Origin of the sequence: Pseudemcibacter aquimaris, assembly GCF_028869115.1 — a bacterium.
Taxonomy (GTDB): Bacteria; Pseudomonadota; Alphaproteobacteria; order Sphingomonadales; family Emcibacteraceae; genus Pseudemcibacter; species Pseudemcibacter aquimaris.
Map to the genome: position 1 here is coordinate 1,083,863 of NZ_CP079800.1, position 14,818 is coordinate 1,098,680.

13 protein-coding genes and 1 pseudogene are annotated in these 14,818 nt (G+C 42.9%); all 14 read left to right on the plus strand.

Annotated elements, in window-relative coordinates; genetic code table 11:
• Positions 1-3 precede the first annotated feature (3 nt).
• The 14 genes and pseudogenes from nuoL to KW060_RS05430 all read left to right on the plus strand — a co-directional run bounded on the left by nuoL (position 4) and on the right by KW060_RS05430 (position 14,818).
• Positions 4-1,935 (plus strand): NADH-quinone oxidoreductase subunit L, encoded by a 1,932-nt coding sequence (nuoL, locus tag KW060_RS05365; RefSeq protein ID WP_249035340.1) that lies wholly within the window; start codon positions 4-6, stop codon positions 1,933-1,935.
• 1 nt (position 1,936) lies between these two features.
• On the plus strand, positions 1,937-3,478 hold the full coding sequence (locus tag KW060_RS05370; RefSeq protein WP_249035341.1) for an NADH-quinone oxidoreductase subunit M: 1,542 nt from the start codon (positions 1,937-1,939) through the stop codon (positions 3,476-3,478).
• Between the two features lie 10 nt (positions 3,479-3,488).
• Positions 3,489-4,940 carry an NADH-quinone oxidoreductase subunit NuoN gene (gene nuoN, locus KW060_RS05375; protein WP_249035342.1) on the plus strand — a complete coding sequence of 484 codons (1,452 nt, stop codon included), beginning with the start codon at positions 3,489-3,491 and terminating at the stop codon, positions 4,938-4,940.
• Between the two features lie 7 nt (positions 4,941-4,947).
• The gene (locus tag KW060_RS05380) at positions 4,948-5,709 is read left to right on the plus strand and encodes a biotin--[acetyl-CoA-carboxylase] ligase (RefSeq protein WP_249035343.1); all 762 of its coding nucleotides are present in this window, start codon (positions 4,948-4,950) and stop codon (positions 5,707-5,709) included.
• An 11-nt stretch (positions 5,710-5,720) separates the two neighbouring features.
• Complete coding sequence (locus tag KW060_RS05385; RefSeq protein WP_249035344.1) at positions 5,721-6,491, plus strand: type III pantothenate kinase; 771 nt, start codon at positions 5,721-5,723, stop codon at positions 6,489-6,491.
• Positions 6,491-8,158, plus strand: a complete 1,668-nt coding sequence (locus KW060_RS05390) for a ribonuclease J (RefSeq protein WP_249035345.1) — start codon at positions 6,491-6,493, stop codon at positions 8,156-8,158. Before KW060_RS05385 ends, KW060_RS05390 begins: the two co-directional genes overlap by 1 nt.
• Positions 8,155-8,559: a methylmalonyl-CoA epimerase gene (mce, locus tag KW060_RS05395; protein WP_249035346.1), complete on the plus strand. Its 405-nt coding sequence runs from the start codon at positions 8,155-8,157 to the stop codon at positions 8,557-8,559. The genes KW060_RS05390 and mce overlap by 4 nt, the downstream gene beginning before the upstream one ends.
• 8 nt (positions 8,560-8,567) lie before the next feature.
• On the plus strand, positions 8,568-8,813 hold the full coding sequence (locus KW060_RS05400; RefSeq protein WP_249035347.1) for a DUF1467 family protein: 246 nt from the start codon (positions 8,568-8,570) through the stop codon (positions 8,811-8,813).
• A gap of 272 nt (positions 8,814-9,085) precedes the next feature.
• Positions 9,086-9,583, plus strand: a complete 498-nt coding sequence (locus KW060_RS05405; RefSeq protein WP_249035348.1) for a hypothetical protein — start codon at positions 9,086-9,088, stop codon at positions 9,581-9,583.
• Positions 9,584-9,654: 71 nt separating this feature from the next.
• Complete coding sequence (proS, locus tag KW060_RS05410; RefSeq protein ID WP_249035349.1) at positions 9,655-10,956, plus strand: proline--tRNA ligase; 1,302 nt, start codon at positions 9,655-9,657, stop codon at positions 10,954-10,956.
• A 3-nt stretch (positions 10,957-10,959) separates the two neighbouring features.
• A complete protein-coding gene (locus tag KW060_RS05415) occupies positions 10,960-12,216 on the plus strand; it encodes a lipoprotein-releasing ABC transporter permease subunit (protein ID WP_249035350.1) in 1,257 nt (418 codons plus the stop codon).
• A gap of 91 nt (positions 12,217-12,307) precedes the next feature.
• A pseudogene (locus tag KW060_RS05420) lies at positions 12,308-12,889 on the plus strand (ABC transporter ATP-binding protein); the annotation flags it as partial.
• A 30-nt stretch (positions 12,890-12,919) separates the two neighbouring features.
• Positions 12,920-14,395: a sulfatase-like hydrolase/transferase gene (locus KW060_RS05425; RefSeq protein ID WP_249035352.1), complete on the plus strand. Its 1,476-nt coding sequence runs from the start codon at positions 12,920-12,922 to the stop codon at positions 14,393-14,395.
• 21 nt (positions 14,396-14,416) lie between these two features.
• Positions 14,417-14,818, plus strand: coding sequence for a DUF1761 domain-containing protein (locus tag KW060_RS05430; protein WP_249035353.1), 402 nt, complete (start codon positions 14,417-14,419; stop codon positions 14,816-14,818).

Below are 14,818 nucleotides of genomic sequence, written 5' to 3' on the forward strand. Positions count from 1 at the left end.
AAAATGTATCAGACACTTGTCTTCTTACCACTGCTCACCTCTATCATTGCCGGATTATTCGGCAATCAGATTGGTAACCGTGGTGCACAGATCATTACGTGTGGCGGACTTATTATTTCTGCCATCCTGTCATGGATCGGATTTTTCAATGTGGCGATGGCCGCGGGTGATCATGCCGTACACGTTCAAGTATTAAGCTGGATTGTTTCCGGTGATTTCAATGTGAACTGGGCGTTCCAGATCGACACACTAACATCAGTGATGTTGGTTGTGGTGACATCTGTTTCTTGTCTTGTGCACATTTACAGTGTTGGCTACATGAGCCATGATCCACACATTCCACGCTTTATGTCTTATCTATCGCTCTTCACATTTGCGATGCTTATGCTTGTAACATCTGACAACTTTGTTCAAATGTTCTTCGGCTGGGAAGGGGTGGGCCTAGCGTCATACCTACTGATTGGTTTTTGGTATAAGAAACCATCTGCATGTGCAGCGGCGATTAAAGCGTTCGTTGTGAACCGTGTTGGTGACTTTGGTTTTGCTCTTGGTATTTTCGCGATCTTCATGACATTCGGCAGCGCTGATTTCTCAGTTGTATTCGCTGATGTTGGTTCATATACAGAAAGCACAATCAATTTCCTTGGTATGGAATTTGATCTTCTGACAACAATCTGTTTGCTTCTGTTCGTTGGTGCGATGGGTAAATCAGCTCAGCTTGGTTTACATACATGGCTTCCTGACGCGATGGAAGGTCCGACACCGGTATCCGCACTTATCCATGCGGCGACAATGGTGACAGCGGGCGTATTCATGGTGGCACGTTGTTCACCGCTATTTGAATATGCACCGGATGCACTTGCGGTTGTTGCGGTTATTGGTGCTTCAACAGCGTTTTTCGCAGCGACAGTTGGTATGTCACAGTTTGATATTAAACGTGTGATTGCTTATTCAACATGTTCACAGCTTGGTTATATGTTCTTCGCCCTTGGTGTTAGTGCATATGGCGCAGCGATTTTCCATCTATTCACTCACGCATTCTTTAAAGCGTTACTGTTCCTTGGTTCCGGTTCTGTGATCCACGCAAGCAGCGACGAACAAGATATGCGCAATATGGGTGGTTTAAGAAAACAAATTCCGGTTACCTTCTGGATGATGACAATCGGTACGCTTGCGCTTACTGGTTTCCCATTCCTTGCGGGTTACTATTCAAAAGATATGATCATTGAAAGCGCATTTGCGGCACATTCAACAGTTGGTACATTTGCCTTCGGTCTTGGTGTAACAGCGGCGCTGATGACAAGCTTCTATTCATGGCGTCTGGTGTTCATGACATTCTTCGGTGAAAGCCGTGCAAGTCAAGAAGTTCAGGACCATGTTCACGAAAGCCCACAGGTTATGCTTATTCCGCTTTATATTCTTGCGGTTGGTGCTGTGGCCTCTGGTTTCGTGTTTAAAGAATACTTTGTTGGTCATAACTACGAAGAGTTCTGGGCTGGTTCATTGTTCATTATCGGTGACAACATCATGGAAGCAGCACACCATGTGCCGGGCTGGGTGATTGCATCACCGTTTATCGCCATGGTTATTGGTTTTGTCAGCGCTTGGTATTTCTATATTAAAGAGCCAAGCATGCCAGGTAAGCTTGTAAAAACATGGCGCTTTGCCCATGCGATTAGCTTTAACAAATGGTATTTCGATGAACTATACGACATTATCTTTGTGAAGCCTGCGATGAAGCTTGGTATGATTTTCTGGAAACGCGGTGATGAAAACATCATCGACCGTTATGGCCCGGATGGGGTTTCAGGTGCGGTTGTGCGCCTTGCGGAACGTTTCAAAAATCTTCAAACCGGTTATTTATATCATTATGCGTTTGCCATGTTGATTGGTCTTTCGGCCTTCGTGACATGGTTCGTGTTGGGAGGACAGTAAAATGGAACATTTCCCAATTCTTTCTGCCATCACATTCCTGCCGCTTCTTGGTGTTCTTATTATTTTAAGCATCAAGGGTGATGAGGAAGTTGTAGCGCGTAACGCAAGAAATGCAGCATTACTGACAACAGTGGCTACATTCCTGTTCTCAATGGTTCTGTGGTTTAGTTTCGATAAAACAACGGCTGATTTCCAGTTTGTTGAAGAGGCACACTGGCTTGGTGGTGGTATTCAGTATAAAATGGGTATCGACGGTATTTCCGTACTGTTCGTTCTACTAACGACATTCATTATGCCGATTTGTATTCTTTGTGGATGGGATTCTATCAAGCATCGCGTTAAAGAATATATGATTTCATTCTTGCTACTTGAAACATTTATGATCGGTGTATTCTGTTCACTTGATCTTGTGATGTTCTATGTATTCTTTGAAGCTGGTCTTATCCCAATGTTCTTAATCATTGGTGTATGGGGCGGTAATAACCGTGTTTATGCGGCTTATAAACTGTTCCTTTATACATTACTTGGTTCAGTACTTATGCTTGTAGCCATGATTTATATGTATGGTCAGGCAGGTACAACAGACATCCCAACATTGATGCAGCATGGATTTAACCCAAGTGCGCAGATATGGTTGTTCCTTGCATTCTTCGCATCTTTTGCGGTGAAAATGCCGATGTGGCCGGTACATACCTGGCTTCCGGATGCTCACGTGCAGGCGCCAACGGCTGGTTCCGTTATTCTGGCGGGTATTTTGCTTAAAATGGGCGGTTACGGTTTCCTTCGTTTCTCACTTCCAATGTTCCCGGTTGCATCCGAGGAACTAGCATGGTTGATTTACCTGCTTAGCTGTATTGCGATTGTGTACACATCACTTGTGGCCCTGCGCCAAACAGATATGAAAAAGTTGATTGCTTATTCATCGGTTGCGCATATGGGTTTTGTGACCGTTGGTATTTTCGCATTCAATGTACAAGGGATCGAAGGTTCGATCATTGTTATGCTTGCTCACGGTTTCGTGGCTTCTGCATTATTCCTTTGTGTGGGTGTGGTTTATGACCGTCTTCATACACGTGACATTGATCGTTACGGTGGTCTTGTGAACATTATGCCACGTTACGCACTTGTGTTTATGTTCTTCACGATGGCATCAGTTGGCCTTCCGGGAACAGCGAACTTCGTGGGTGAGGTACTTGTACTTGTTGGTATCTTTAAGGTTAGTACTTGGACAACATTCTGGGCACTTACCGGTGTGATCCTTGGTGCGGCATATATGCTTTACTTATACCGCCGTGTGGTATTTGGTCCTCTGACCAAAGATGATCTAAAAGATCTTCTGGATATGGATAAACGTGAAATCCTTGTGTTTGCACCGCTGGTGATCTTAACGCTTTGGATGGGTATTTACCCAAGCACATTCATGGATTTCATTCATGTGTCTGTTGATAATCTTGTTTCACAACATGAAGCATCAATGGCTGCTTATCACTCAACAGTTGAAACCGTAAAAGAAGTCGCCCAAGCAGCGACATCTGGACATTAGGAGAAAAACAATGACTGAACTATTTCCTAATCTTGCAATTGCATACGGTGAAATCTTCCTAGCAGTAGGGGCGATGGCGCTACTGATGGTTGGTGTGTTTAAGAAAGACAGTGTGAATGCTGTTAGTTGGCTTGCTGTTATTATGATGGTCGTGACATTGTTCCTGACTGTACAGTCCAGTGGCACGCAAAGCTTCACATTCAATAATATGTTTGTAGCTGATGGCTTCACGACATTTATGAAAATACTTGTACTTGTGGCATCCGCACTTGCGGTGATCATGTCACGTGAGTTCTTTAAATTAGAAGGTGATGACCGCTTTGAATTTCCGGTACTGGTAACATTGTCTGCTGTCGGTATGATGGTGATGGTTAGTGCCAATGACCTGATGACACTTTACATGGGTATTGAACTTCAAAGTTTGGCTTTATATGTTCTTGCGGCGTTTAAACGTGACAGTGAACGTTCAACGGAAGCGGGTCTTAAGTATTTCGTACTTGGTGCATTGTCATCTGGTATTCTGCTTTATGGTTGTTCACTTGTTTACGGCTTTATCGGCAGCACGAACTTCACATCAATTGCAGCGGCGATTTCAAACCTTGATCATGCGCCGATTGGTGCGATTGTTGGTCTTGTATTCGTTCTTGCGGGTCTTGCGTTTAAAGTATCGGCGGTACCGTTCCATATGTGGACACCGGACGTATACGAAGGTTCACAAACACCTGTTACAGCATTTTTCGCTGTGGCACCAAAGGTGGCGGCGCTTGCGCTTCTTGCCCGCACACTTTATGTGCCATTCGGTGATATGAGCGGTTCATGGCAGCAGGTTATAATCTTTATGTCAGTTGCGTCGATGATCCTTGGTTCATTCGCAGCGATCATGCAAACAAACATCAAACGTCTGATGGCTTATAGTTCCATCGGTCATATTGGTTTTGCGCTTCTTGGTCTTGTGGCGGGTAATTCAGAAGGCCTTCGTGGTGTGATGATTTACATGGCAATTTACCTTGTGATGAATGTGGGTACATTTGTTTGCATCATGTCAATGCGCCGAAAAGAAGACGGCATGGTTGAAGAGATCAGTGATCTTTCCGGTCTTGGCCGTAACCATCCTGCGCTTGCTCTTGCGATTAGTATCTTTATGTTCTCGCTTGCTGGTATTCCGCCGCTCGCTGGTTTCTTTGCGAAATGGTATGTGGTTATTCCTGTTGTGAATGCAGGGTACTTTACTCTTGCAACCATCGCGGTTCTAGCAAGCGTGGTTGGTGCTTATTATTACATTCGCATTGTTAAGGTTATGTATTTTGATGATCCTGTAGAAGGTTTCGTGGAACAGAAATCATACCCAATGAAGATTATTGCAACTGTTGCGGCACTTCTTGTGATTGCCTTTATCATTCCGCAAATTTCAAGTCCTATTCTTGATAGCGCGGCTATGGCAGCAGAAAATTTATCGCAATAAAAATTCTATGAGCGACTATTCAAATTTAGAAATGCCTGATGGTTTCGATCATCAGGCATTTTTGTCTATAGACAGCACCAATAAAGAAGCCATCCGACAAATTGATAAGGGCGTGGGTAGTGGTCATTGGATTACATCCGATGAACAGGTTGGTGGCCGTGGCCGTGGTGGCCGAGAATGGGTTTCAAAAGCGGGCAATTTATACAGTACGCTTATTTATGATACGAATAAAAGCCTATGCCATTCGGCGCAGTTATCATTTGTAACATCACTTGCTGTGCGAGATACGGTTGCGGCATTTGTGAATTCAGGTGACGTTAAATGCAAATGGCCCAATGATGTACTTGTGGATGGTGCCAAAATTTCAGGCATCTTGCTTGAAACCTATAGCAAGCATGGTGGTCCAAATTTAATGATTATCGGCATCGGTATCAATGTTGCCCACCATCCGGATAATACGCTTTATCCCACAACCCACATCAATGATAAAACGGATAAGCCATTTGGACATTTTGAAGTATTTCATATTCTTGCTGGAAAAATGGCAGAATGGCTTCATATCTGGCAGGAACATGGTTTTCCTGTCATTCGTGATGAATGGTTAAAACATGCAAAAGGCCAGGGCGAAATGATAAAAGTTCGTCTGCCTGATCAGGAATTAAATGGACGATTTGTTGACCTGGACAGTCAGGGCGCGTTAAAGTTGGACATGGGTAATGAAATAAAGTTAATCCATTCGGGTGATGTGTTTTTCCCGAATGATACATAAGAGAAAATAAAATGCTATTAGCCATCGATGCAGGTAACACAAACATAGTTTTCGCCCTTCATGATGAAGATAAGATTATTCACAAATGGCGTATTTCAAGTGCGGACAGCCGTACTGCCGATGAATATATGGTTTGGTTGTCGCAGCTTTTGAATTTTGAAAATCTTGATGCATCCGATATTACCGGGGCAATTATTGCGACGGTGGTACCGCAAACTTTATTCCCGTTACAGCTTTTATGCCGCAGATATTTTAACTGCACCGCGCTTGTGGTTGGGGAAGATGATGTTAATTTAAATGTTAATGTGAAACTTCCAAACCCGGCTGAGGTCGGCGCAGACAGGCTCGTGAATGCAGTCGCGGCTCATAAACGATATGGCGGGGCGATGGTCATAATTGATTTTGGAACGGCGACCACCTTTGACGTTATTGACGAAGATGGTGATTATTACGGCGGTGTGATTGCGCCGGGTGTAAATCTTTCTGTTGAGGCCTTAAGCATGGCGGCGGCGAAATTGCCGCGTGTTGCCGTTGAAAAACCGGCTAAAGTAATTGGTGATAGTACAATTTCAGCCATTCAATCAGGAATTTTTTATGGTTATCTTTCAATGATCGAAGGAATGGTGGAACGTATTCGTGCAGAATTTAATGGTCCTATGAAAGTTCTGGCGACTGGTGGACTTGCGACACTTTTCAATGAGGCATCAGATGTAATTGAATTGGTTGACCAGGAACTTACCACATATGGTCTGTTTGAAATATATTGGGCCAATCAGAAATAATGAGTAACGATTTTAAACAGCTTTTATATTTACCGCTTGGTGGTTCTGGCGAAATTGGAATGAACCTAAATTTATATTCCTATGATAATCAATGGATCATGGTTGATTGTGGTATTTCATTTGCTGATGATTATTTGCCGGGCATTGACCTGATTATGCCTAATGTGGATTTCGTTGATGGTATAAAGGATGATTTAAAGGCGCTCGTCTTAACCCATGCCCATGAAGATCACATCGGTGCTGTTGCGCATCTTTGGCCAAGGTTTGGTTGTCCGATATACGCAACACCATTTACAGCAAGCCTTTTAAGATCAAAATTTTCTGAAGCAGGATTATTGGATACTGTTGAAATTAATGAAATTCCATTGGGTGGTCAGTTCAGTGTTGGTGACTTTGATATGGAATATGTAACGCTTACTCATTCAATTCCAGAACCCAATGCGCTGAATATTAAAACACCACTTGGAACCATATTCCATACGGGAGATTGGAAAATTGATCCTGATCCATTGGTTGGTGATAACCTTGATCATAAAAGGTTAAAAGAGATTGGTGATGAAGGGGTGCTGGCGATTGTTTGCGACAGCACAAACGTGTTTAATAAGAAACCGTCCGGTTCAGAATTAGAAGTTCGTGAAACATTAATCGATATCGTTAAGCAAAAAACTCAAGGCGCGATTTTCTGCACCACATTTTCATCAAATATCGCCCGTCTTGCCACATTGGGTGAAGTGGCAAAAATAACGGGACGTCATTTATGCCTCATCGGTCGTTCGATGAAACGAAATGTGGCTGCTGCCAAGGAATGTGGCTATTTGCAAGATTTGCCGCCAATCCTGGATGAGGATGACGCATCACATATCCCGCGTAATAAAATATTATTCATCATGACTGGTTGTCAGGGGGATGCCCGCGCTGCACTTATGCGTATTGTGCAGGATAATCATAAACTTATTCATATTACCAAGGGGGATACGGTGATCTTTTCATCAAAGGTTATCCCCGGCAATGAAAGAACCATATACCGTGTTTATAATCTGATCGCTGAAAAAGGGGCTGACATCATCAGCGAAAAAGATGCAATGGTTCATGTGTCCGGTCATCCGGGTCAGGAAGAATTAAAACAAATGTATGATTGGATCAGACCGGAAATTGTCGTTCCAACCCACGGTGAAAATGTACATTTAAATAAACAGGCCGAATTTGCCAAATCAGTCGGCTTTAAGAAGACGGCCGTCCCTAAAAACGGACTGGCGATCAAGTTAGCCCCAAATGGTCCCGAAGTAATCAATGAAGTGCCGGTGGGAAGACTAGCTTTAGATGGCATTCATTTGATCGAAGATGATGATATGGCCATCGTTGAACGCCGCCGCATTATGCACAATGGCGTAATGATCATTCATTTGGTTGTTGATACGGATGGGTATTTATTGGCCCCAATTGATATAACGGCGCAAGGGGTGCCAAAAGGGGAAAACGAAGAACACGATAAATTCGTTGATGATAAGTTACATGAAGCGCTTGGCATGGCCACGCAAAAACATTTAAAAGATGATGATGTATTAAATGAACTTGTAAGGTCCGTTGGCCGAAGAGCATCCAGAAGGTTCACCGGAAAAGGAACAGGCCCGATCACAACGGTAAAAATAACAAGGATCAAGAAATGATTGAACGATTAAATCATATTGCCATTGCCGTGCCGGATATGGACGCTGCCATTAACATGTACCGTGATGCGCTTGGTGCCGATGTTTCAGAAACGATTGATTTGCCGGATCACGGTGTGACAGTCGCGTTTGTGAATCTTGAAAATACAAAAATCGAATTATTGCATCCGCTAGGGGATAAATCGCCGATTACATCTTACTTGCAAAAAAATGGTGCAGGGGGTATTCACCATGTGTGCTACGAAGTGGGTGATATTCTGAAAGCAAGGGATCATTTAATCGAAAAAGGTATGCGAATTCTTGGGGACGGAGAGCCAAAAACAGGTGCACATGGAAAGCCTGTATTATTTCTTCATCCAAAGGATTTTCTCGGCACGCTTATTGAATTAGAAGAGGTATAGAGGTCAAAATGGACTTAATTGGTTATAGCATCACATTTTTTGTTTCTTGGTGGATTATCTTATTTATGGTTCTGCCTCTTGGCGTCAAAACGCATCACGAATCTGATGAAGAAATCACAGACGGTGTTGAGGTGGGGTCACCTGTTCATGCAAATATTAAAAAGAAAATGGTTCTAAATACAATCATTACAGTTTGTTTTATGATTGTTGTAGGACTTGTTGATTATTTTGATTTGGTATCGCTGAAACCATAATTTAATTCAGGCATAAAAAAAGCAAGGGTAAAACCTTGCTCTTCTTTGGTGTAGTGAGTTTGTTACCAAATTCTTTTTTATTTTTACTTAAGAGTTTCCTCGCTCCCAAACTTGGGTCTCACTTGTGATAAGAACCTTAGTGGAGACTTATGCGACTGTCACCCCAAAAATGAAGATAACTGTAATATTTTTGCTATATGTGTTATTTTTGCAACATATTGATCTTTTGAGCAGCTCTATCCTATGATAGAGGCAGGAGAAAGCAGATGCCAATGACCAGTTTCAGTACATTTTTAACCATAATAAGTGCATTAACCCTGCAAGAATCAGTTGTGCCAGATCCTGATGTATTACCACCACAAGGAATGGCGCAGGAACAAATAGAGCGAATTATTCTGGTTACACCAGCGCATTGCAATTTGTTAACCCCGCATATTCCGGATGCTGATGTGGAATATAACCCGGGTAAGGATGTAAGAGGGCGTGATGTGGTGCCAGCCGATCTTAATGGTGGTGGGGACAGTCTTGGGATTGGTCAAAATGGGTATTCGTTTTATTTAACCCATGATGCATTAAGGGACGCGAACTTAAATGAAAAATATGGTTTAACTGGATCACAAGAAGGAAAAATTATCCTTGGACAGGTTACGGTTAAGGATGGCGATGTTCTTTGGAATGGTGCATCATTGCGCGAAGCTGACCGAAACCGTATATATATGCTCTGCGACGAAGAAAGACGCACAAAAAAGCGCCCAATTATCAAAAGGTAATTGCAGTAAATCACACGGGTGATATAAAGCAATTATATCAATTTTAATTTTATTTATTTTCAAGGTAAAAAATGCGTCTTTCCAAACATTTTATTCCTACGGTTAAGGAAAACCCAAAAGAAGCAGAAATCGTATCGCATCGTCTGATGCTACGTTCCGGTATGATCCGTCAATCAAGCGCAGGTATTTATATCTGGTTGCCAACAGGATTGCGCGTTCTTAATAAAATTGCCAACATCGTGCGCGAAGAACAGAACCGCGCTGGCGCGATTGAATTATTAATGCCGACAATTCAACCTGCTGAACTTTGGCAGGAAAGCGGCCGTTATGATGCATATGGTAAAGAAATGCTGCGTATCACAGACCGTCATGAGCGTGATATGCTTTTTGGTCCAACCAACGAAGAAATGATCACTGATCTTTTTAAAAATAATGTGAAATCATATAAAGACCTTCCGTTAAATATGTATCATATTCAATGGAAGTTCCGCGATGAAGTCCGCCCGCGTTTTGGCATTATGCGTGGCCGTGAATTTCTAATGAAAGATAATTATTCATTCGATCTTGATTTTGAAGGTGCAAAAGAATCATACAACAAAATGTATGTGGCTTATTTGCGTACTTTCGCGCGCCTTGGACTTGTTGCTATTCCGGTTAAGGCCGATAGCGGTGCCATCGGCGGTGACATGAGCCATGAATTCCAAATTCTGGCGGAAACCGGTGAAAGTACACTCCATTATGATAAGGCCATTGAAGACTTTGATCTATCAAGTCTGACGGGTGATATCGATGATGAAACAGTTGCAAAACTGCAAAGCTATTACGCGATGGAAGAAGAAAAGCATGACGCGGATAACTGCCCGGTTGCCGATAGTGATCTAAAAACCGCAAAAGGGATCGAAGTTGGTCACATTTTCTATTTCGGCACAAAATATTCCGAAAGCATGGGCGCGACTGTTGCTGGCCCTGACGGGAAAGAAGTAAACGTTGAAATGGGTTCATACGGTATTGGTGTTTCCCGCCTTGTTGGTGCACTGATCGAAGCCAACCATGATGATAACGGTATCATTTGGCCGGAAGCGGTGGCCCCATATAAAGTCGGGCTTATTAATCTGCGTTTTAAAGATGAAAATTGTACGGCCGCATGTGATGCACTTTATAACAAGCTAGAAGCCGCAGGGATTGAAGTTTTATATGATGACCGTGATGCGGGCGCAGGTGCCAAATTTGCGGATATGGACTTAATTGGTGTTCCGTGGCAAGTTGTTGTTGGGCCAAAAGGTCTTGAAAAAGGCGTAATTGAACTTAAAAATCGCCGTACTGGGGAACGAGTGGAGCTGACAGAGGAAGAACTGCTCGAAAAATTAGGATAATATATGTTCAATAGTTACGAGTGGAAAGTCGCACTCAAATACCTAAGTGTAAAAGGTCATGATGGTTTTGTTACTGTTATCGCGCTTTTTTCATTATTCGGTATTTTTCTTGGGGTTGGGGCCTTAATCGTCACCATGTCGGTGATGGGTGGTTTCCGTGAAGAACTTCTGGGTAAGGTGATTGGCTTTAACGGTCATGTTCTTTATCAGCCATTCGGTGGAAAAATGGCCGATTATGACGAGGCCGCTGAACAATTATCAAACATTGAAAATGTGGTGAAGGTCCGCCCTATCCTTGAAGGGCAGGCCATGGCCATGATGGGTGACTATGGTACATTTGCCCTTGTGCGTGGTGTTAAGCCAGAAGATTTGCGCACGCAAAAACTGGTCGCCGACAATATGGTCGCCGGCACCCTTGCGGATTTTGGCGAAGGCGGTAATGATATTATCATCGGTAAAAGACTTGCTGAAAAATATAGTCTGGAAATCGGCAGTGATCTGACACTTATGTCACCGAAAGGACGCGTTACGGCATTTGGCACTGTACCACGTATTCAACAATTTTATGTCACCGGCATATTCGAGGTCGGTGAATATAATTACGACAGTAGTTATTTCTTTGTACCGCTTGAGGCAGCGCAATCATATTTCCAATATGATGATCAAGTGGGCGGGTTAGAAGTCACATTAACCCATGCCGATATGGTAAATGTCGTCTATCCGGAACTTGCCGCACGCATAGCGGATATGGGATTGGCGGGTCGTGTGATTGATTGGCAGGAATTAAACCGTGCCTTTTTCAATGCCCTTGAAATTGAACGCAATGCCATGTTCATTATCCTATCGCTTATTATTCTAGTTGCGGTGTTTAACGTGATTTCGACCATGATCATGTTGGTGAAAAGCAAGACCCGTGACATCGCGGTATTAAGAACAATGGGCGCGTCACGATCATCTGTGACACGGATATTTTTTATCATTGGCTCAAGCATTGGTGTGATCGGTACGTTCTTTGGCGTGCTTGGCGGTATTTACCTTGCCAATCATCTGCAATGGGTTGTGGATTTAATCGAAGCCATGACCGGATCATCCGTTTGGGATGCGGAAACACGTTTTATTACTGAAATTCCGTCCAAAGTGGACCCGAGCGAAGTGATTGCCGTAACGATGGTTGCGTTAATCCTTTCGTTACTCGCGACTATTTTTCCGGCGCTTCGTGCTGCCAACACTGATCCGGTAAAGGCATTGAAGTATGAGTAACATTATTGAAATTACAGATATCTATAAAAGCTTTACCCAAGGGGAACATACGCTTGAAATTTTAAAAGGTGTGAACCTGACCATTGCTAGTGGTGAGGTGGTTGCTCTTGTGGGAACGTCGGGTGCGGGTAAATCAACACTGCTTCATATTGCGGGATTACTTGAACGCACAGACCGTGGTGATGTTTTAATGTCAGGTATTCCGACAAAAGATTTAAATGACGTAAAACGCACAAAAATCAGACGGCACGAGATCGGTTTTATTTATCAATTTCATAATTTGCTGCCGGAATTTAACGCGCTTGAAAATGTAATAATGCCGCAATTAATCGCGGGCGTTTCAAAACGTGAAGCCGCAGAACGTGCAGAAGAATTGCTCACCAAAATGGGCCTAAAAGAACGGTTAGATCACCGACCATCTGAACTTTCCGGAGGTGAACAGCAACGCGTTGCCATTGCGCGCGGTCTTGCAAACCGACCCAGATTAATCCTTGCGGATGAACCAACAGGTAATTTGGATGAGGTCACAGGGAACGAAGTGATGGATATTCTTTTGCAACTATCCAGGGACGAGGGGATTTCAGCATTAATCGCCACTCATAATAATGATCTTGCGAACAGGATGGACCGTACGGTAAGCTTAAAAGAAGGGGTAGTACATAGTAATAATTAATTAATCGAAAAATAATCATAGGGACAGGTTATGACAATTAGATTTATTAACAGGCCAAAACTGGCCTTAATTATTATGTTAACAGCATTAAGTTCTTGTGGAACGAACGAGAATAATACAGAAACCACAACGATAACAGAAACACAAGATAACAGACCAAACATGATTGTTGTTTTGGTTGATGATATGCGTTTTGATGAAATTGGCGCAGCAGGCCACCCATACATTCAGACACCAAATATTGACCGCATTGCTGCTGAAGGGGCGCATTTTGAAAATTCATTTACAGTGAATCCTTTATGTTCGCCCAGTAGAGCAACATTACTTACCGGGCAACATGCGCATTATCATGGCATTACGGATAACCTTGCCCGAAATGAACAAAGCCATCGCCTAGAAACATTTCCGCAACGTTTATCAGAAAATGGATATGATACGGCATTCATTGGTAAATGGCATATGGGTAATGATGATACGGCACGACCCGGTTTTACCGATTGGGCCGGGATGAGGGGACAGGGTGAGGCAATAGACCCTACCTTTAATATTGATGGAGAGCGTAAACAAATCAAAGGATATGTTACTGATATCCTTCATGATCTCTCAATTGATTTCATCAAAAAAGAACGTGATAACCCGTTTATGCTATATTTGTCGCATAAGGCTCTGCATCCAAATGTATTTCAAGCCGATGATGGAAGTGCAGCAGATTTGCCAGAAGGACAAACCAGAACAGGATTTGTGGCCGCTGACAGGCATGTTGGAATGTATCAGGACGCAGTGCCACCCCGAAGGCCAAATTACGGGATTGTCCCAACCGATAAACCGGCACTTATGCGAAACATAGAAAATGTTCCGACATTAAGTATAGATACGGTTACACCGGATAAGACAATACATGAACGCCATGAAATGTTAATGGCAATTGACGAAGGGTTAGGCAGATTATTATCCGAGTTAGAAACTTCAGGAAAACTCGATAATACAATAATCATTGTAACGTCTGATCATGGGTACTGGTACGGTGAACATGCGCTTGGGGCGGAACGCCGAATGGCATATGAAGAAGGGATTAGAATACCGCTATTGATCAGATATCCCGCAAAAATTAAAGCGGGTGATAAACCAACACAGACCGCTTTAACGCTTGATTTAGCGCCAACATTGATTGAATTTGCGGGCTTGAATATTGAAAAAGTTCGTCACGGCAGATCGCTGGTGCCAATATTATCTGGTGAACAGGTTGATAGTTGGCGAGATACTTTTATGATTGAATATTATTCTGATACAGTTTTTGACCGTATGGATCATATGGGATATAAAGCGGTTCGCTCAGAACAATATAAATACATAAGATATGAGGACCTTGAAGGTATGGACGAGTTATATGATATAAAGGCCGATCCATATGAATTGAAAAACATCATTTCTGAAGAAGGTTCAGAGCAGATCGTGGAAGAAATGAACGCTGAACTGAACAGATTAATTGAAATATCATCAAGGTAAAATCTGGGAAAGGGAATTGAAATGCTGAGCTTCGGGGAACTAAATTTTCTGGCAATTTTGCTTGCCGCAATTGCAAAATTCATGGTTGGTGGATTATGGTTTTCACCAATTCTTTTCGGTAAAGCATGGTTAATTGAAACGGGCCTTAAGGAAGAAGAGTTAGGCAGCCCAAAACAGGCCATGTCCATTGGTTTTGGCCTTTGTTTGCTGGTTGCATTTTCTTTGGCGGTACTCTTTCAAATCATGGCGCTTGATATGCGTACAACGATCGCAGTGACCGTGATCATGGCGCTGGGGGTAACATGCGCGCAAATGGGGCTTTCATATGCATTTGAAGGGCGGACGTTAAAACTGTTCCTGATTTATGCCACACAGTGCGTCGCTGAATTTGTGACAATGGCACTGATTTTAACATTAATGTAG

Excerpts from the sequence above, each read along its gene's own strand:
- nuoL (WP_249035340.1), top strand. The coding sequence starts at position 4 with ATGTATCAGACACTTGTCTTCTTACCACTGCTCACCTCTATCATTGCC.
- KW060_RS05370 (WP_249035341.1), top strand. The coding sequence starts at position 1,937 with ATGGAACATTTCCCAATTCTTTCTGCCATCACATTCCTGCCGCTTCTT.
- nuoN (WP_249035342.1), top strand. The coding sequence starts at position 3,489 with ATGACTGAACTATTTCCTAATCTTGCAATTGCATACGGTGAAATCTTC.
- KW060_RS05380 (WP_249035343.1), top strand. The coding sequence starts at position 4,948 with ATGAGCGACTATTCAAATTTAGAAATGCCTGATGGTTTCGATCATCAG.
- KW060_RS05385 (WP_249035344.1), top strand. The coding sequence starts at position 5,721 with ATGCTATTAGCCATCGATGCAGGTAACACAAACATAGTTTTCGCCCTT.
- KW060_RS05390 (WP_249035345.1), top strand. The coding sequence starts at position 6,491 with ATGAGTAACGATTTTAAACAGCTTTTATATTTACCGCTTGGTGGTTCT.
- mce (WP_249035346.1), top strand. The coding sequence starts at position 8,155 with ATGATTGAACGATTAAATCATATTGCCATTGCCGTGCCGGATATGGAC.
- KW060_RS05400 (WP_249035347.1), top strand. The coding sequence starts at position 8,568 with ATGGACTTAATTGGTTATAGCATCACATTTTTTGTTTCTTGGTGGATT.
- KW060_RS05405 (WP_249035348.1), top strand. The coding sequence starts at position 9,086 with ATGACCAGTTTCAGTACATTTTTAACCATAATAAGTGCATTAACCCTG.
- proS (WP_249035349.1), top strand. The coding sequence starts at position 9,655 with ATGCGTCTTTCCAAACATTTTATTCCTACGGTTAAGGAAAACCCAAAA.
- KW060_RS05415 (WP_249035350.1), top strand. The coding sequence starts at position 10,960 with ATGTTCAATAGTTACGAGTGGAAAGTCGCACTCAAATACCTAAGTGTA.
- KW060_RS05425 (WP_249035352.1), top strand. The coding sequence starts at position 12,920 with ATGACAATTAGATTTATTAACAGGCCAAAACTGGCCTTAATTATTATG.
- KW060_RS05430 (WP_249035353.1), top strand. The coding sequence starts at position 14,417 with ATGCTGAGCTTCGGGGAACTAAATTTTCTGGCAATTTTGCTTGCCGCA.